12 protein-coding genes are annotated in these 17,131 nt (G+C 60.8%); 10 read left to right on the plus strand and 2 right to left on the minus strand.

Going from position 1 to position 17,131, the window contains the following annotated elements; all coding sequences use genetic code 11:
• Positions 1–24 precede the first annotated feature (24 nt).
• Both thiI and typA read left to right on the plus strand, forming a co-directional pair.
• A complete protein-coding gene (thiI, locus tag KZH41_RS03095) occupies positions 25–1,479 on the plus strand; it encodes a tRNA uracil 4-sulfurtransferase ThiI (protein WP_242153954.1) in 1,455 nt (484 codons plus the stop codon).
• A gap of 139 nt (positions 1,480–1,618) precedes the next feature.
• The gene (typA, locus tag KZH41_RS03100; RefSeq protein WP_094952189.1) at positions 1,619–3,439 is read left to right on the plus strand and encodes a translational GTPase TypA; all 1,821 of its coding nucleotides are present in this window, start codon (positions 1,619–1,621) and stop codon (positions 3,437–3,439) included.
• A 155-nt stretch (positions 3,440–3,594) separates the two neighbouring features.
• Here typA and KZH41_RS03105 read toward each other — a convergent pair whose 3' ends face one another.
• On the minus strand, positions 3,595–4,029 hold the full coding sequence (locus KZH41_RS03105) for a YkgJ family cysteine cluster protein (RefSeq protein ID WP_003171132.1): 435 nt from the start codon (positions 4,027–4,029) through the stop codon (positions 3,595–3,597).
• A 236-nt stretch (positions 4,030–4,265) separates the two neighbouring features.
• Here KZH41_RS03105 and KZH41_RS03110 point away from each other — a divergent pair, with 236 nt between their 5' ends.
• The 6 genes from KZH41_RS03110 to KZH41_RS03135 all read left to right on the plus strand — a co-directional run bounded on the left by KZH41_RS03110 (position 4,266) and on the right by KZH41_RS03135 (position 13,880).
• Positions 4,266–6,716: a glycogen/starch/alpha-glucan phosphorylase gene (locus KZH41_RS03110; protein WP_094952190.1), complete on the plus strand. Its 2,451-nt coding sequence runs from the start codon at positions 4,266–4,268 to the stop codon at positions 6,714–6,716.
• Between the two features lie 170 nt (positions 6,717–6,886).
• Complete coding sequence (locus KZH41_RS03115) at positions 6,887–10,399, plus strand: DUF2339 domain-containing protein (protein ID WP_263274368.1); 3,513 nt, start codon at positions 6,887–6,889, stop codon at positions 10,397–10,399.
• Entirely contained in the window at positions 10,399–11,742 is a 1,344-nt protein-coding gene (locus tag KZH41_RS03120) for a DUF3999 domain-containing protein (RefSeq protein ID WP_242155990.1), read from the plus strand. Before KZH41_RS03115 ends, KZH41_RS03120 begins: the two co-directional genes overlap by 1 nt.
• 96 nt (positions 11,743–11,838) lie before the next feature.
• Entirely contained in the window at positions 11,839–12,849 is a 1,011-nt protein-coding gene (locus KZH41_RS03125; protein ID WP_094949338.1) for a class 1 fructose-bisphosphatase, read from the plus strand.
• Positions 12,850–13,025: 176 nt separating this feature from the next.
• On the plus strand, positions 13,026–13,280 hold the full coding sequence (locus KZH41_RS03130) for a hypothetical protein (protein WP_017849914.1): 255 nt from the start codon (positions 13,026–13,028) through the stop codon (positions 13,278–13,280).
• A 30-nt stretch (positions 13,281–13,310) separates the two neighbouring features.
• Positions 13,311–13,880, plus strand: a complete 570-nt coding sequence (locus KZH41_RS03135; RefSeq protein ID WP_094949337.1) for a lipocalin family protein — start codon at positions 13,311–13,313, stop codon at positions 13,878–13,880.
• A gap of 111 nt (positions 13,881–13,991) precedes the next feature.
• On the opposite strand, the gene KZH41_RS03140 is transcribed toward KZH41_RS03135, so the two are convergent.
• A complete protein-coding gene (locus tag KZH41_RS03140) occupies positions 13,992–15,356 on the minus strand; it encodes a formimidoylglutamate deiminase (protein ID WP_094949336.1) in 1,365 nt (454 codons plus the stop codon).
• A gap of 147 nt (positions 15,357–15,503) precedes the next feature.
• Here KZH41_RS03140 and hutC point away from each other — a divergent pair, with 147 nt between their 5' ends.
• The gene (gene hutC, locus KZH41_RS03145) at positions 15,504–16,214 is read left to right on the plus strand and encodes a histidine utilization repressor (RefSeq protein ID WP_232000148.1); all 711 of its coding nucleotides are present in this window, start codon (positions 15,504–15,506) and stop codon (positions 16,212–16,214) included.
• The gene (locus KZH41_RS03150) at positions 16,211–16,771 is read left to right on the plus strand and encodes a HutD family protein (RefSeq protein WP_263274369.1); all 561 of its coding nucleotides are present in this window, start codon (positions 16,211–16,213) and stop codon (positions 16,769–16,771) included. Before hutC ends, KZH41_RS03150 begins: the two co-directional genes overlap by 4 nt.
• Positions 16,772–17,131 lie beyond the last annotated feature (360 nt).

A 17,131-nucleotide genomic window follows, 5' to 3' on the forward strand; every position in this document is an offset into this window, starting at 1 on the left:
GCAGGCCCGGCGCGCGCTGTTTCCATGAAATTAATCGTTAAAGTGTTCCCCGAGATCACCATCAAAAGCCGACCGGTACGGATGCGTTTCATCCGTCAGTTGGCCAAGAACATCCGTGCCGTGCTCCGTGACTTGGACCCGGCTGTGGTGGTGAACGGCGTGTGGGACAACCTCGAGCTGGAAACCCGTGTCACCGACGCCAAAGCCTTGAAGGACATGACCGAGCGCCTGAGCTGCATGCCGGGCATCGCGCATTTCCTGCAGGTGGATGAGTACCCGCTGGGCGACTTCGACGACATCACCGAAAAGTGCAAACTGCATTTCGGCACAGAGTTAGAAGGCAAGATTTTTTCGGTGCGCTGCAAGCGCGCCGGCAAGCACACCTTCACCTCCATGGACGTCGAGAAATACGTCGGCAGCAAGCTGCGTCGCGAGTGCGGCGCCGCCGGAATTTCCCTGAAAGCGCCGCAAATTGAAGTGCGCATGGAAATTCGCGACCAACGGTTGTTTGTGATCCACAGCCAGCACAACAGCATTGGCGGCTACCCGTTGGGCGCCCTGGAACAGACCCTGGTACTGATGTCCGGCGGTTTCGATTCCACAGTGGCGGCCTACCAGATCATGCGCCGCGGCCTGATGAGCCACTTCTGCTTCTTTAATCTGGGCGGGCGTGCACACGAATTGGGCGTGATGGAAGTCGCGCATTTTATCTGGAAGAAGTACGGCAGCTCCCAGCGCGTGCTATTCGTAAGCGTGCCGTTCGAGGAAGTGCTGGGCGAAATTCTCGGCAAAGTCGATAACAGTCATATGGGCGTAGTATTGAAGCGTATGATGTTGCGCGCTGCGTCCCGAATCGCCGATCAGTTGCAGATCGACGCGCTGGTGACCGGCGAAGCGATCTCCCAGGTTTCCAGCCAGACGCTGCCGAACCTGTCGCTGATTGACTGCGTGACCGAAAAGCTGGTGCTGCGCCCGCTGATTGCCAGTCACAAGCAGGACATCATCGACCTGGCCGAAGAAATCGGCACGGCGGATTTCGCCAAGCACATGCCTGAATATTGCGGGGTCATCTCGGTGAACCCCAAGACCCACGCCAAGCGCAACCGCGTGGAGTACGAAGAACAACAGTTCGACATGGCGATTCTGGAGCGTGCGCTCGAGAACGCCAAAATGGTCCCGATCGATCGCGTAATCGACGAACTGGGCCAAGACGTGCAAATCGAAGAAGTCAGCGAAGCCCTGGCCGGCCAGATTGTCGTCGACATCCGTCACCCGGATGCCGCGGAAGATGAGCCGCTGGAAATCACTGGCATCGACGTGCAAGCGCTGCCGTTCTACGCATTGAACGCGCGTTTCAAGGAACTGGATAACAGCCGTCAGTACCTGCTGTATTGCGACAAAGGCGTGATGAGTCGCCTGCATGCCCACCATTTGCTCAGTGAGGGGCATGCCAATGTGCGCGTTTATCGACCGAGCTAAGAGCCCGGGGCTGTTTGCCTGTGGCCTGCGTCACCGGCCCCCCGACTCTGCCGTCAAGCTGTAACGGCAAGGCCTGACTCTACTGTTAATCGCTGCCACGACCTGTCAGCACACCGAATCCTCTGATCGAGATACACAAGTGATCGAAAATCTACGTAACATCGCCATCATTGCTCACGTTGACCATGGTAAAACCACCCTGGTAGACAAACTCCTGCGTCAATCCGGCACCCTGGAGCGCAACGAGCTCAACGACGAGCGCGTGATGGACTCCAACGACCAGGAAAAAGAGCGCGGTATTACCATCCTGGCTAAAAACACCGCTATCAACTGGAACGGCTACCACATCAACATCGTGGACACCCCGGGCCACGCCGACTTCGGCGGTGAAGTTGAACGTGTAATGTCGATGGTTGACTCCGTTCTGCTGCTGGTTGATGCCCAAGACGGCCCTATGCCGCAAACCCGTTTCGTGACCAAGAAGGCTTTCGAAGCCGGCCTGCGTCCGATCGTGTGCATCAACAAGGTTGACCGTCCAGGCGCGCGTCCGGACTGGGTTCTGGACCAGATTTTCGACCTGTTCGACAACCTGGGTGCAACCGAAGAGCAGCTTGATTTCCAAGTGATCTACGCCTCTGCCCTGAACGGTATTGCCGGTCTGGAACACACCGCCATGGCGGAAGACATGACCCCGCTGTACCAGGCGATCGTTGACCACGTTCCACCGCCGAAGGTTGACCGTGAAGGCCCGTTCCAGATGCAAATCTCGGCACTGGACTACAACAGCTTCCTGGGTGTTATCGGCGTTGGCCGTATCGCTCGTGGTAGCGTCAAGCCGAACACTCCGGTTGTTGCTATCGGTGCCGACGGTAAGAAGCGTAACGGTCGTATCCTGAAACTGATGGGTCACCACGGTCTGCACCGTATCGACGTTGAAGAAGCTTTCGCAGGCGACATCGTGTGCGTCAGCGGTATGGACTCGCTGTTCATCTCCGACACCCTGTGCCAGCCGGACACTGTCGAGGCGATGAAGCCTCTGACCGTTGACGAGCCAACCGTTTCCATGACCTTCCAGGTAAACGACTCGCCTTTCTGCGGTAAAGAAGGCAAGTTCGTGACTTCCCGTAACATCAAGGAACGTCTGGACAAAGAGCTGCTGTACAACGTTGCACTGCGCGTTGAAGAAGGCGACTCGGCTGACAAGTTCAAGGTTTCCGGCCGTGGTGAGCTGCACCTCTCGGTACTGATCGAGACCATGCGTCGCGAAGGCTTCGAAATGGGCGTTGGTCGTCCGGAAGTGATCATCCGTCAGGTTGACGGCGTGAAGCAGGAACCGTTTGAAGACGTGACCATCGACACCCCGGAAGAATCCCAGGGCAAAGTCATGGAAGAGATGGGCCTGCGTCGCGGCGACCTGACCAACATGGTGCCGGATGGCAAAGGCCGTGTGCGTCTGGAATACAACATCCCTGCTCGTGGTCTGATCGGTTTCCGTAACCAGTTCCTGACCCTGACCAACGGTGCTGGCATCCTGACCTCGATCTTCGATCGCTACGACACCATGAAGTCCGGCGACATGTCCGGCCGTCAGAACGGTGTTCTGGTATCGGTAGAAACCGGCAAGGCGCTGACCTACTCCCTGGAAACTCTCCAGGCGCGTGGCAAGCTGTTCGTTGAACACGGTCAAGAGATCTACAACGGTCAGATCGTTGGTCTGAACAGCCGTGACAACGACATGGGCGTCAACCCAACCAAAGGCAAGAAGCTCGACAACATGCGTGCTTCGGGTAAAGACGAAACCATCGCTCTGGTTCCACCTGTTCGCTTCACCCTGGAACAGGCTCTGGAATTCATCCAGGACGACGAGCTGTGCGAAGTTACGCCTAAGTCGATCCGCCTGCGTAAGAAGATCCTGGACGAAGGCGAGCGTACCCGCGCTGCCAAGAAAGCCAAGAACTGAGTTAACTCAGGCTGAATGAAAAACGCCCCCGGTCGAAAGGCCGGGGGCGTTTTTTTATGCCTGATCGTTCCCACGCTCTGCGTGGGAATGTAGCTCTGGACGCTCCGCGTCCGCTCTTAAAAGAGGCGTTCCCACGCAGAGCGTGGGAACGATGATCAGAACTTATCGAGGGTCTTGAACTTAGTCTCGCGCACCACTTCCTTCGGCTTATACGCGCAATACCCAGGCCGCGGGCCGATTTTCGGGTGGTTGCGGCAGGTATCCGGGCGCTTGTCATAAATAGTGCAGAAGCGCGTCTTACGATCCAGGTACAGGCAATCGTTGTTGCTCATGCGCTGCAGGGTAAAAATTTCGGATTTGGAGTTGTAGCGCTCGACGATGCCTTCCTTCTGCAAACGCTTGGCGATGTTCTTCGGCGGGTCGCCGCGTTCGAACTCGTCAACGATGCCAATGCGGATCAGGTCCTTGATCTTCACCTCAACCGGCAGCGTGCAGCAGCTGGACACGCAGCCACCGCACATGTGGGCGGAATATTTCTGCCAGGTCTCGAGACGGTCGAGTTCCGCGGCGGCGATCAGTTGAGGCTTCATCAGGGTTCCAAGGTGGGGCTATATCCGGGCGCGCGATAATACCGGGATTGATGATTTTTTGAACAATATTTTGCGGTTTTCAGCCCGAAGGCTGCTCAAGCGCCGTTCGGGCACGACCCCTGCATCAATTTCCCGCAAAGGTGAATGAGTTAAAAAACTGCCGAACCAGCACGTCCGCCGTCTGTCAGACCGACTAGGCTCTAGCAACTCCTTCAATCTCGCCCGAGGTCGCACCGATGTCTCAGGAACCGCTTGCACGAGAAGCAGAGGTAGCCGCATTCCGCGATGCTGTCTTGACCAAACTCACCTACGCGGTGGGCAAAGACCCCGACCACGCCTTCGACCACGACTGGTTTGAAGCCATTGCCCTGGCCGCGCGCGACCAGATGGTCGACCATTGGATGGACCATACACGGCGTATTTACCGCAAAGGCCAGAAGCGGGTTTATTACCTCTCTCTCGAATTCCTGATCGGTCGTTTGCTCTACGACAGCCTGAGCAACCTTGGCGTGCTGGAGATCGCGCGCGAAGCACTCTCCGAACTGGGAGTCGACCTGGAGCGCATCCGCCTGCTGGAGCCCGACGCGGCGCTCGGCAACGGTGGCCTGGGCCGCTTGGCGGCATGCTTTATGGAAAGCATGTCGACCCTGGGCATTGCCGGCCACGGGTATGGCATTCGTTATGAGCACGGCCTGTTCCGCCAGGCGATTGTTGATGGCTGGCAGCAGGAACAGACCGAGCGCTGGCTGGACTTTGGTAACCCATGGGAATTCGAGCGGGCCGAAGTGATTTACCCGATCGGCTTTGGCGGCAGCGTCGAAACCCTGCCGGACGCCTCCGGCAAGCTGATCCAAGTGTGGACGCCCAGTGAAACCGTGCGCGCGGTTGCTTATGACACCCCAGTCGTCGGCTGGCGTGGCGCCAGCGTCAACACCCTGCGCCTGTGGCGTGCACGCGCCGTGGAAGACCTGCACCTGGAACGTTTCAACGCCGGTGACCACTTGGGCGCCGTCGCCGAAGTCGCCCGCGCCGAAAGCATCTCGCGAGTGCTTTACCCGGCCGACAGCACCGAAGCGGGGCAGGAACTGCGCCTGCGCCAGGAATACTTCTTCGTCGCCGCCTCCTTGCAAGACTTGCTGCGCCGCCACAAAAACATGCACGGCTCGGTATTGAGCCTGGGCGAGCACGCCGCCATCCAGCTCAACGACACTCACCCCTCGATTGCCGTGGCTGAGCTGATGCGCCAACTCGTCGACCTGCATGACATTCCGTGGGAAGCCGCGTGGGATGTGACGGTTGAAACCCTTTCCTACACCAACCACACCTTGCTACCCGAGGCATTGGAAACCTGGCCTGTGGGCCTGATGGAACGCATGCTGCCCCGGCACATGCAGATCATCTACCTGATCAACGCCCAGCACATCGACTCGCTGCGCGCCAAAGGCATTCACGACTTTGACGTGCTGCGCGCCGTGTCGCTGATCGAAGAAGACAACGGCCGCCGTGTGCGCATGGGCAACCTGGCGTTCCTGGGCTCCCACAGCGTCAACGGCGTGTCCGGCTTGCACACCCAACTGATGCGCAGCACGGTGTTCTCCGAAATGCACAAGCTGTACCCGGAGCGCATCAACAACAAAACCAACGGCATCACCTTCCGCCGCTGGCTGTACCAGGCCAACCCCAAGCTCACCGAGATGCTGGTGGAAGCGCTGGGCCCGGACATTCTCGACACCATGGAAACCCGCCTGACGGAGCTGGAAACCTTCGCCGAGAAGCAGTCTTTCCGCAAAGCCTTCGCCGATCAGCGCCTGCACAGCAAGCGCGCGCTGGCCGAGATCATCCACGAGCGCCTGGGCATCTCCGTCAACCCGGCGGCGATGTTCGACGTGCAGGTCAAACGCATCCACGAATACAAACGCCAGTTGCTCAACCTGCTGCACACCGTGGCGCTGTACCAGGCGATACGCGCCGAGCCGGGCACTGACTGGGTGCCACGGGTGAAGATCTTCGCGGGCAAGGCCGCCGCGAGTTATCACCAGGCCAAGTTGATCATCAAGTTGACCAACGACATCGCCCGCACCGTGAACAACGACCCCACCGTGCGCGGCTTGCTCAAGGTGGTGTTCCTGCCCAACTACAACGTCAGCCTGGCGGAAAGCATCATCCCGGCGGCAGATTTGTCGGAGCAGATCTCCACGGCGGGCTTCGAAGCCTCGGGCACCAGTAACATGAAGTTCGGCCTCAACGGCGCGCTGACCATCGGCACCATGGACGGCGCCAACGTGGAGATGCACGAGCGCGTGGGCGCTGATCACATGTTTATTTTCGGCCTCAGTGCGCAGCAGGTGGAAGCCCGCAAGCACGCCGGTGAATTCAACGCCGGGCCGGAAATTGCCGCCTCCCATCGCCTCAACGATGTGCTGCAAGCGATCCGGGGCGGGGTGTTCTCGCCGGATGATCCGGGCCGTTATGTGGGTTTGATCGATGGCCTGATCGACTACGACCGTTTCCTGGTGTGTGCCGACTTCGACTCCTACTGGGATGCCCAGGCACGGGTCGAGGCGCATTGGCATGACTCCAAGGCGTGGTGGCGTTCGGCGGTGCTCAATACGGCGCGGATGGGGTGGTTCAGCTCGGATCGCACGATCCGCGAATACGCCACCGAGATCTGGAAAGCCCTCGACTAAACACCGCTGATCCAAGTGTGGGGGCGGGCTTGCCCGCGATAGCGCAGTGTCAGTTTGCAAATATGTCGACTGATACACCGCTATCGCGGGCAAGCCCGCTCCCACATTAGTGCTGCGTCGATATACTAGCCCCCGGTTTGCCCGCCTCGGGCTGCTTAGGGATATCGACTATGCAATGGATCTTCATGCTGATTGGCCTGGTGCTCGGCTGGACACTCGATGAGTCGTTCACCGATGCCGGTTTCGGTGCGCTATTGGGCTTGGGCATTGGCCAGGCGATTCGCCTGTCGAGGCTGTCCGCCCAAGCGGACCAGCAAGCTCGTCAGTTGGAGACCACGCAGAAGGCGCTGATAGCGCTGGGTGAGCGCCTGCGGCAGCTGGAAGTGCCCGCGCCGATTAGCAGCGTGATTGTTGAAACCCCTCTCCCTGAACCCGTACCTGTGGTTGAAAAGCCCGAACTTGTTTGGGAGCTGCCCGCCGAACTGGCGCCTGTCGCCACAGTGGCCGAAACCAGCCAGCCGCTGTCGGATGACGTCTGGGCCCCAGCGCCGACGCCAACACCTAAAGAACCTGCCATTCCCCGTGGCCCCAACCTGATCGAGCGCGCCATCAGTGGCGCACGCACTTGGTTGTTTGGCGGTAACACCGTGCTGCGCGTTGGCGTGGTGCTGTTGTTTCTCGGCCTGGCATTTTTGCTGCGCTATGCCACCGAAGGTGTGGTGGTGCCGATCGAACTGCGTTACGCCGGCGTTGCCGCTGCCGCCATCGGCCTGCTGGGCCTGGGTTGGTGGTTACGGCTGCGCAACAGCAATTACGGCCTGATGCTGCAAGGCACCGGGATTGCCGTGTTGTACCTGACGGTGTTTGCCGCGATGCGCTTGCACCCATTGATCGACCCGAGCGCTGCGCTCGGCCTGTTGGTGGCGGTCACGGTGTTCTCGGCGATCCTGGCGATCACTCAGGACGCCCTTGGCCTTGCGTGCGCGGCAGCGCTGGGTGGGTTTGCCGCGCCGATTCTTACGTCCACCGGCGCCGGTAACCATGTGGCGCTGTTCAGCTATTTTGCGTTGCTCAACGCCGGCATCCTCGCCATCGCCTGGTTCAAGGCCTGGCGCTTGCTCAACCTGATCGGGTTTGTCGGCACCTTCGGCATCGGTTTCGCCTGGGGCCTGCGTTCGTACACACCGGAACTGCTGTGGAGCACCGAGCCGTTTCTGATCCTGTTTTTCCTGATGTACTTGGCCATTGGCCTGTTGTTCGCCCGACGTAAGTTGCAAGAGATGGGCGATGCCCCCGAAGACCGTCATGCGCTGCTGCGCTGGTCGGCGGCCAAGGGCGATTATGTCGATGGCAGCATGCTGTTCGGCCCGCCGCTGGTGGGCTTCGGCTTGCAGTTCGCCTTGGTGCAGCATTTGGAATTTGCTGCCGCGTTCAGTGCGCTGGGCTTAGGGCTTATCTACATGGGCCTGGCGCGGTTGCTCAGTGGCGGTCGCGCCTTGCTGCTGGCGGAAACCTGCCTGGCCCTGGGGGTGATCTTTGCCAGCCTGGCGATTCCGCTGGGCCTTGATGCGCGCTGGACGGCGGCGGCGTGGGCGGTGGAGGGCGCGGGGATCTTCTGGCTCGGCTTGCGCCAACAGCGGCCGCTGGCGCGGGCATTTGGCCTGTTGTTGCAGTTGGGTTCGGCGCTGGCGTTCCTCAGCGAACTGCGCGTAGGCGAACTGACCTTGCTCGACGGTGCACCGCTGGGCGCGCTGTTGCTGGGTGCGGCGCTGCTGTTCAGCTTCGATCAGTTGCGCAAGGCATCGACCGAACAGGCGGCGCACTGGGAGCGCAAAGGCCTGCCCGTGCTGGCGAGCTTGGGCCTGAGCTTTTTGTACCTGCTTGCACCGTTGCTGCTGCTGACCCAAGGCACCGCCGTCAGTTGGGCAATCGCGGGTCTTGTGACGCTGTTTGTCGGCCTGCGCATCGGCTCGCGCACCTTCCTGTTCACCGCCTTCGGCGTGCAATTGCTTGGCGGTGCGTTGTTCCTGTTGCGCTTGCAGGGCGGTGATGGGGCGGCGGTATTCAGCGCCGGGTGGACCGGCTTATTGACCGCCTCGCTGATCGGCCTGGCGTTGGTCGGCGGCATGCTGATGGCCGCGCGCGATGACCTGGTGCGTAGCGATGTGCGGCTGCTGCGCGGGCTGTCGGTGGTGCTGCTCGCCGGTTTGGTGCTGATCAACCTCGCAGTGCTGTTTGTGTTGCCATGGGAAAGCGCCAGCGGCGTATGGGCGGCCAGCGGTTTGCTGATTATCTGGCTGAGCCTGTACTTGCAGCAGCGCGTGAGTTTCGTGTTTGGGTTGCTGCTGCAACTGATCGGCGGCGCTTCGTTCCTGTTGGCGGTGCCGCAGTTGCTCGGGCCGTTGAGCAGCGAGGGCTTGCGCCCAATGGCGCACAGCGGTTTTTGGACGCCAATGGTGCTGGGCCTGGCCGCGATGGTGGGCGCCTGGCGCTTGCAGCGTGAACCGCATGCGCCGGTGTTTGCCGTGTTGAAGCTGCAACGCTTGTCCGACCTGCTGCTGGTATGGGGCGCGGCCTGGTGGACGCTGGCGCTGATCGGGGAAGCGTTGCGGTTTATCCCGCAGGCGCTGCAGGGGCCATTTTTGCTCGGTATCGCGGCGATTAGCGTGGCGATCTGGGCAGTGCTGGCCGAACGTTTGCGCTGGGCATCGCTGGGCATGCTGTGCGCCTTGCTGATGCCGGCGGCGGGTGTGGTGTTGCTGGTGTCTGCCCATGACTACTACCACCCGGCGGCGCAGTACGGCTGGCTGGCTTGGTTGGCGGTGTTCGTTGTGCATTTCCTCTCGCTGCGCCGTTTGGCTGCGCGGGTGCCGGGCAACGTATTGAGCATCGCCCACGTGCTCGGCTGCTGGATGTTGATCGGCGTGCTGGCGCTGGAGCTGCGTTACGGCCTGCTGATGCTGTCGAGCGAATACAACGCCTGGCGCTGGTTGGGTTGGGCGATTCTGCCAAGCCTGTACCTGGTGCTGGCGGCTGCGCCTCGCAGCTGGCCGTGGCCGGTGTCGGCGTATCCGCGTGAATACCGCGTGCTGGCCGCGTTGCCGCTGGCGGTATTGATGCTCGGCTGGTTCTGGCTGGCGAATATTTTCAGCGACGGCACCGCTGAACCGCTGCCGTACGTGCCGCTGCTTAACCCGCTGGACCTGGGCCTGCTGTTCGCATTGCTGGGTATTTACCTGTGGTCGCGCAGTGTTGCGCCGCAGCGTGGGCCGCGTGCCGAGCTAGTCGCCCAAGGTGTCGCGGGGGCTTCGCTGTTTGCCTTCTTCACCGCCTTGGTGATGCGCACCGCCCACCACTGGGCGGGTGTGCCGTTCCAGCTGGATGCGTTGCTGGCGTCCATGTTGGTGCAGGCCGGCCTGTCGATTGTGTGGACCCTGATCGCCCTCGGCCTGATGATCGGCGGCCACCTGCGCCATCGTCGCGAAGTGTGGTTGATCGGCGCGGCGTTGATTGCAGTGGTGGTCGCCAAGCTGTTCTTTGTCGAGCTGAGTAACCGTGGCGGGCTGGCGCGGATTGTGTCGTTTATCGGCGTGGGCGGGCTGTTGCTGGTGGTGGGCTACTTTGCACCACTGCCGCCCAAGCGTGCCGAGCCTGTGTTGGAAACTGAAGGAGCATCCTCTTGATCGGTAAGTTGAGCGTAATCGCGGTGGGCTTGTGTACGACGTTGTCGGTATGGGCGCAGGAAACGCCCGCCGACTTCACCACGCAGGTGCCGTTGGCGGTGAGTGGCAACGGCCCTTGGTATCGCCTGGAGTTGCCGCTGTCTGTGCAATTGAGCGCGCGCCAGGCCGATCTGAGCGATGTGCGCGTGTTCAATGCCGCCGGTGAGCCTCAGGCGTATGCGTTGTCGCGCCAATCAGCGCAACGCACCGAAAGCCGCAATGTGGCCGATGTGAAGTGGTTCCCGCTGTACGCCGCCGACACCCGCGAAAGCGTGCCGGACGTGGTGATGAAATCCACTGCTGAAGGCACGCTGCTCGAGGTGCGCCCGTCCAAGGCCGGCAAGCAAGTACTGCGTGGCTGGGTGCTGGACGCCAGCGCGATCAAGGCGCCGTTGCAGCAACTGAGCCTGGACTGGAGCCGCGAACAGGACGGCTTCCAGCGTTTCAGCATTGAAGCCAGTGACGACTTGCAGCACTGGGAATCCTGGGGCGATGGCCAGGTGGCGCGCCTGTCGTTTGCCGACGAGCGGGTCGAGCAGCATGACGTGAGCTTGCCGGGGCAATCGGCGCGTTACCTGCGCTTGGTGTGGCAAGGCCAGGTCGCGCCGACGCTGACCTCGGCCAAGCTTGTGAGCGCCACCAGCAGCAGTCTGCCGATGCCGTTGGTGTGGTCGCAGCCGTTGTCGGGTACGCGACTCAAGGCCGGGGAATACAGCTGGCAGCTGCCGACGGGTCTGAATGTCGAGCGCTTGCGTATCGAGTTGAAGCAGCCGAACACGCTGGCGCCGGTCGCCTTGGCGGGGCGCCGTGAAGCCAAGCAAGCCTGGCAGCCGCTGAGCAATGGCTTGTTGTACCGCCTGGCCCAGAACGGCCAAGACGTCGTGCAGGACGAGTTGCAACTGCCGGGCATTGCCGTCGGCGAGCTCAAGTTGCAGGTGGATGAGCGCGGCGGTGGCTTGGGCGTTGAAGCGCCGGCCCTGCGTTTTGCCGTGCGCGCCACGCAGTTGGTGTTCCTGGCGCGGGGTGAGCCACCGTTCACCCTGGCGCTGGGCAATGGCTCGGTCAAGGCGGCGAACCTGCCGTTGTCGACCCTGATCCCCGACTACAGCGCCGAACGTCTCAAGACGTTAGGCCAGGCCAGCGTTGCGGGAGAGGTGGTGGTCAAAACCGCCGCCGTCGCCGCATCGCCCGAAGCAGGCACCGACTGGAAGAAACTCGGCCTGTGGGCCGTGCTCCTGTTGGGTGTGGCGGCGCTGGGGGCGATGGCCTACAGTTTGTTGCGCCAACCTGCGGCCAAACCGTGAACTCTATTGGAGTTAAATCCTCTGATTAGAGGAAATACGCCCCGACTCGCGTTAAACTGCGCGGGTTTTTAAGCCCCCCATTCTCCGGAGCCTTCCATGTCCCGCGTTACCCTGAGTCGCTATTTGATCGAGCAGACCCGCAGCAACAACACGCCTGCCGATCTGCGCTTCCTTATCGAAGTGGTGGCGCGTGCTTGCAAGGAAATCAGCCACGCCGTATCCAAAGGCGCACTGGGTGGTGTCCTGGGCAGCATGGACACTGAAAACGTTCAAGGCGAAGTGCAGAAGAAGCTCGACGTGATCTCCAACGAGATCCTGCTCGAAGCCAACGAATGGGGCGGTCACCTGGCCGGCATGGCGTCCGAAGAAATGGACAATGCCTACCAGATCCCGGGCAAGTACCCCAAGGGCGCCTACCTGCTGGTGTTCGACCCACTGGACGGTTCGTCCAACATCGACATCAACGCACCGGTCGGCACCATCTTCTCGGTATTGCGCTGCCCGAACGAGTACCTGAGCCAGAACGAAGCCTTGAACGAAAAGGCCTTCCTGCAGCCAGGCACTGAGCAGGTCGCTGCCGGTTACGCGATCTACGGCCCGCAGACCATGCTGGTGCTGACCTTGGGCGATGGCGTCAAAGGCTTCACCCTGGACCGCGAAATGGGCAGCTTTGTGCTGACCCACGAAGACATCACTATTCCTGCATCCACCCAGGAATTCGCGATCAACATGTCCAACCAGCGCCACTGGGAAGAGCCGGTAACCCGCTACGTCGGCGAGTTGATGGCCGGTGAGGAAGGCCCGTTGAAGAAAAACTTCAACATGCGTTGGGTCGCCGCGATGGTGGCTGACGTACACCGTATCCTGACCCGTGGTGGCTTGTTCATGTACCCACGCGACAGCCGCGAGCCGTCCAAGCCGGGCAAACTGCGCTTGATGTACGAAGCCAACCCGATGTCGTTCCTGGTTGAGCAAGCAGGCGGCGCGTCCACCGACGGCCACCAGCGTATCCTCGACATCCAACCCGAAGGCCTGCACCAGCGTGTGGCCGTGTTCCTAGGTTCGAAGGAAGAAGTTGAGCGCGTGACCGGCTACCACAAGAAGTAATCCGCGGCGATAAGTTATCCGCCATGTTGTGAGGCTGTTCACTCTTAAAGAAGCCCCGAAACGTTTCAGCGTTTTCGGGGCTTTTTTGTTTTTGCACATCGGGAACCAGACACCTCTTTTCCCTTCTAAGCTTCTGGCAGATACCCAAGCTGCTTCGTCCCTCCAGGAGTTTTTCCATGTCGTTACGCCGTCTCGCCCTGCTGGCTTTTTGCGTGCTATTGGCCGCTTGCAGCAAGGTCAACCAAGAAAATTACGCGAAGTTGTCGGCTGGCATGGCCAAGGCTGAGGTGGAGTCGCTGCTGGGCAAGCCGACCGACTGTTCCGGCGCACTGGGCATGTCCAGTTGCACCTGGGGCGATAAAAACAGCTTTATCAGCGTTCAATATGCCGGTGACAAAGTTCTGATGTTTTCCGGGCAAGGCCTGAAGTAAACCGGGGCGCGAGCCTGCGGGAGAAGAAGAATGATGCGTTTTGTTTTGTGCCTTTGTGCCAGCCTGTTTTTGGCGGGCTGCGCCAGCCATTCTGGCGATGATCTGCAACCCAAGACAGCGAGCAACGTCAACCTCAAGCGTTACCAGGGCACCTGGTATGAGTTGGCCCGATTACCGATGTACTTCCAGCGCAACTGCGCGCAGTCCGAAGCCCGTTACACCTTGCTGCCTGATGGCGACATGTCGGTGTTCAACCGCTGCCTGACACCTGAGTGGCAGTGGCAGGAAGCCAAGGGCACGGCCACGCCGCAAGTGCCGGGCAAGACCGACAAGCTCTGGGTGGAATTCAATAACTGGTTCACGGCGCTGCTGCCGGGCGTCGCCAAGGGCGATTACTGGGTGCTGTACGTCAGCGATGACTACAAGACCGCCCTCGTCGGCAGCCCAAGCCGGCGCTACATGTGGATCTTGTCGCGCACACCTACGGTGAGTGCCGACACCCGCGAGGACCTGCTGAGCCGGGCGCGCCAGCAAGGGTATGACACGACGCGGTTGATCTGGCGTACGTCGGACACGCAGATGGCGAAGACCTCGCACTAAGCCTGGGTCACCGCCAATCAAAAAATGTGGGAGTTGGCTTGCCTGCGATGCAAACACCTCGGTGATGCTATCGCAGGCAAGCCAGCTCCCACATTTGTTATGTGTTGCCTGTTAGCCCAGCAGGTCTCTCAGGACTTGCGTAAAGGCGCGGCTGCTCTCTTCCTCACCCGCATGCCGCCCATCGCGCACCACCCACTTGCCGTTGACCAGCACATCGCGCACTTGCCGATCACCGCCGGCGAACAGCCAGCGATTAAGAATCCCATCCTCAGTCGCCGTCGCCAGGTACGGATCGTTGCCGTCGAGCACCAGCCAATCCGCGCGTTTACCCACTTCCAAACGACCAATAGGCTGGCCCAGCGCCTGGGCGCCGCCGTCCAATGCAGCATCAAACAGCGTGCGGCCGACCATCGGCTGATCACTGCGGTACAAGCGGTTGCGCCGCTGGTCACGCAGGCGCTGGCCGTATTCCAGCCAACGTAACTCTTCCACCACACTAAGCGACACATGGCTGTCGGAGCCAATGCCCATGCGCCCGCCTTGGGCGAGGAAATCCACGGCCGGGAAAATCCCGTCGCCCAGGTTGGCTTCGGTGGTCAGGCACAAACCGGCAATCGCGCGGCTCTTGGCCATGCGCGCCACTTCGTCAGCATCCGCGTGAGTGGCGTGCACCAGGCACCAGCGCTCATCCACCTCGACGTTGTCATACAGCCATTGCAGCGGGCGTTTGCCGCTCCAGGCCAGGCAATCGTCGACCTCTTTTTGCTGCTCGGCGATGTGGATATGCACCGGGCACGCCTTGTCGCTGGCAGCCAGGACATCATGGATTTGTTGCGGCGTGACGGCGCGCAGGGAGTGAAAGCACAGGCCCAACTGCTGCGCCGGTTGCGCGGCGAGGATCGGCTTGAGCTGCGCTTGCAGGTCCAGGTAGTTTTCAGTGCTGTTGATAAACCGTCGTTGGCCTTCATTCGGCGCCTGGCCACCAAAGCCTGCGTGGGAGTAGAGCACCGGCACCAAGGTCAGGCCAATCCCACTGCTGGCGGCCGCCTGGCTGATTTGCCGCGACAGCTGCGCGCGGTCGGCATACGGCTGGCCGCTGACGTCGTGATGCACGTAGTGAAATTCGGCCACCGAGGTGTAACCGGCCTTGAGCATCTCGATATACAGCTGGCGGGCGATGACGTGCAGTTGGTCCGGGTTGATCTTGCCGACCATGCGGTACATCAAATCGCGCCAGGTCCAGAAGCTGTCATTCGGGTTGCCGGCCACTTCGGCCAAGCCCGCCATGGCACGCTGGAACGCATGAGAATGCAGGTTCGGCATGCCCGCCAACACCGGGCCTCTGAGCCGTTCGGCGCCGTCTGCACTGGCATTAGGCTCAACGTGGGTCAGCACGCCATCGGCGCTGACTTCAAAACGTACATCGTTGGCCCATCCATTAGGCAGCAGCGCGCGTTCGGCAAAGAAAGCGGACATGATCAAGGCACCCCGGTCGTGTGTTTATTTGTATATACATATACAGACGTTTGCCTGCTCGGTAAACTCCGGCAATCTATGCATCTTTTCCCCCTGCAAGGATTCCCTGTGCCGACTCCGCCTGCCAAGTCTTCGCTGGCTGCCCACATGGACGAAAGTCCGGCGCCCTTGTATGCCCGCGTCAAACAGATGATCAGCCAGCAGATCCTCAACGGCAACTGGCCGCCGCATTACCGCGTGCCGTCCGAGAGCGAGCTGGTCAGCCAGTTGGGTTTCAGCCGCATGACCATCAACCGCGCCCTGCGCGAGCTCACCGCCGAAGGGTTGCTGGTGCGCATGCAAGGCGTCGGCACGTTCGTCGCCGAGCCCAAGAGCCAATCGGCGCTGTTTGAAGTGCACAACATCGCCGACGAGATCGCCTCCCGCGGCCATCGGCATACCTGCCAAGTCATCCACTTGTGCGAAGAGGCCGCAGGTTCCGAGCGCGCCGTCGCCCTGGAAATGCGCGAAGGCGGGCGGGTGTTCCACTCGCTGATCGTGCACTTCGAAAACGACATCCCGGTGCAAATCGAAGACCGTTTCGTCAACGCCTTGGTGGCGCCGGACTACTTGCAGCAGGACTTCACGCAACAAACGCCGTACGCCTACTTGAACCAAGTTGCGCCGCTGACCGAAGGCGAGCACGTGGTTGAAGCGATCCTCGCCGATGCTGAAGAGTGCAAGCTGCTGCAGATCGAGCCGAGCGAGCCGTGCCTGTTGATTCGCCGCCGCACTTGGTCGGGGCGCCAGCCGGTGACCGCTGCGCGTTTGATCCACCCCGGTTCCCGTCATAGCCTGGAAGGACGTTTCAGTAAATGAGTGCAGTGAACGTCTGGCGCGCCGCCGATTACATCCGCATGCCGTGGAAAAACGGCGGCGGCAGTACCGAAGAAATCACCCGTGACGCAGGTACAGGCCTGGATGGCTTCGGCTGGCGCCTGTCGATTGCCGATATCGCCGAGTCGGGCGGGTTTTCCACCTTCGCCGGCTACCAGCGCGTGATCACCGTGATCAAAGGCGCGGGCATGGTGCTGACGGTGGATGGCGAAGAGCAACGTGGCTTGTTACCGCTGCAGCCCTTCGCGTTCAGTGGTGAGAGCGAGGTTTCTTGCCGCTTGATCACCGGGCCGATCCGCGATTTCAACCTGATTTATTCGCCCGAGCGTTACCACGCGCGCTTTCAGTGGGTGGATGGTGTGCAGCGGTTTTTCACCACGGCGCAGACCGTGCTGGTGTTCAGCGTGGCGGATGAAGTGAAGGTGCTGGACCAAAAGCTGGGGCATCACGACTGCCTGCAAATCGACGGTAACACCGACCTGCTGGACCTATCGGTTACCGGCCGCTGCTGCGTCATCGAACTGACCGCACTCGGTTAAAAACTGTGGGAGCTGGCTTGCCTGCGATGGCGGTGTATCAGTACTGGATGTGCTGGCTGACACACCGTCATCGCAGGCAAGCCAGCTCCCACACTTGTTTCTGTGTTGTTCAAGGGATCTGTTTCCGGCCAGCGCACCAATTTGTTACCGAACGCCCCAGCGTGGCGCAACGCCACGCTGTTATGAACAATCTCCCTCGCTGCAAAACGCCTCCGCAAGAAATTTCACCAAGCCTCCAGGCCTTAATTTCCAAGGCTTTCACACACCTTCCCAAAAAATCTCACGCCCTCGCTAAGAAAGTTGGCCGCTCGATTGCATATGCTTGTATGTACAAGTAAAGATGTGTGCGTAAGACTCTCC

Source organism: Pseudomonas sp. YeP6b, assembly GCF_025642995.1.
Taxonomy (GTDB): domain Bacteria; phylum Pseudomonadota; class Gammaproteobacteria; order Pseudomonadales; family Pseudomonadaceae; genus Aquipseudomonas.

Bases quoted from the DNA above. Each gene is read 5' to 3' on its own strand.
- thiI (WP_242153954.1), top strand. From the start codon at position 25: ATGAAATTAATCGTTAAAGTGTTCCCCGAGATCACCATCAAAAGCCGA.
- KZH41_RS03115 (WP_263274368.1), top strand. From the start codon at position 6,887: ATGCAATGGATCTTCATGCTGATTGGCCTGGTGCTCGGCTGGACACTC.
- KZH41_RS03125 (WP_094949338.1), top strand. From the start codon at position 11,839: ATGTCCCGCGTTACCCTGAGTCGCTATTTGATCGAGCAGACCCGCAGC.
- hutC (WP_232000148.1), top strand. From the start codon at position 15,504: ATGGACGAAAGTCCGGCGCCCTTGTATGCCCGCGTCAAACAGATGATC.
- KZH41_RS03140 (WP_094949336.1), bottom strand. From the start codon at position 15,356: ATGTCCGCTTTCTTTGCCGAACGCGCGCTGCTGCCTAATGGATGGGCC.
- KZH41_RS03135 (WP_094949337.1), top strand. From the start codon at position 13,311: ATGATGCGTTTTGTTTTGTGCCTTTGTGCCAGCCTGTTTTTGGCGGGC.
- KZH41_RS03130 (WP_017849914.1), top strand. From the start codon at position 13,026: ATGTCGTTACGCCGTCTCGCCCTGCTGGCTTTTTGCGTGCTATTGGCC.
- KZH41_RS03110 (WP_094952190.1), top strand. From the start codon at position 4,266: ATGTCTCAGGAACCGCTTGCACGAGAAGCAGAGGTAGCCGCATTCCGC.
- KZH41_RS03105 (WP_003171132.1), bottom strand. From the start codon at position 4,029: ATGAAGCCTCAACTGATCGCCGCCGCGGAACTCGACCGTCTCGAGACC.
- KZH41_RS03150 (WP_263274369.1), top strand. From the start codon at position 16,211: ATGAGTGCAGTGAACGTCTGGCGCGCCGCCGATTACATCCGCATGCCG.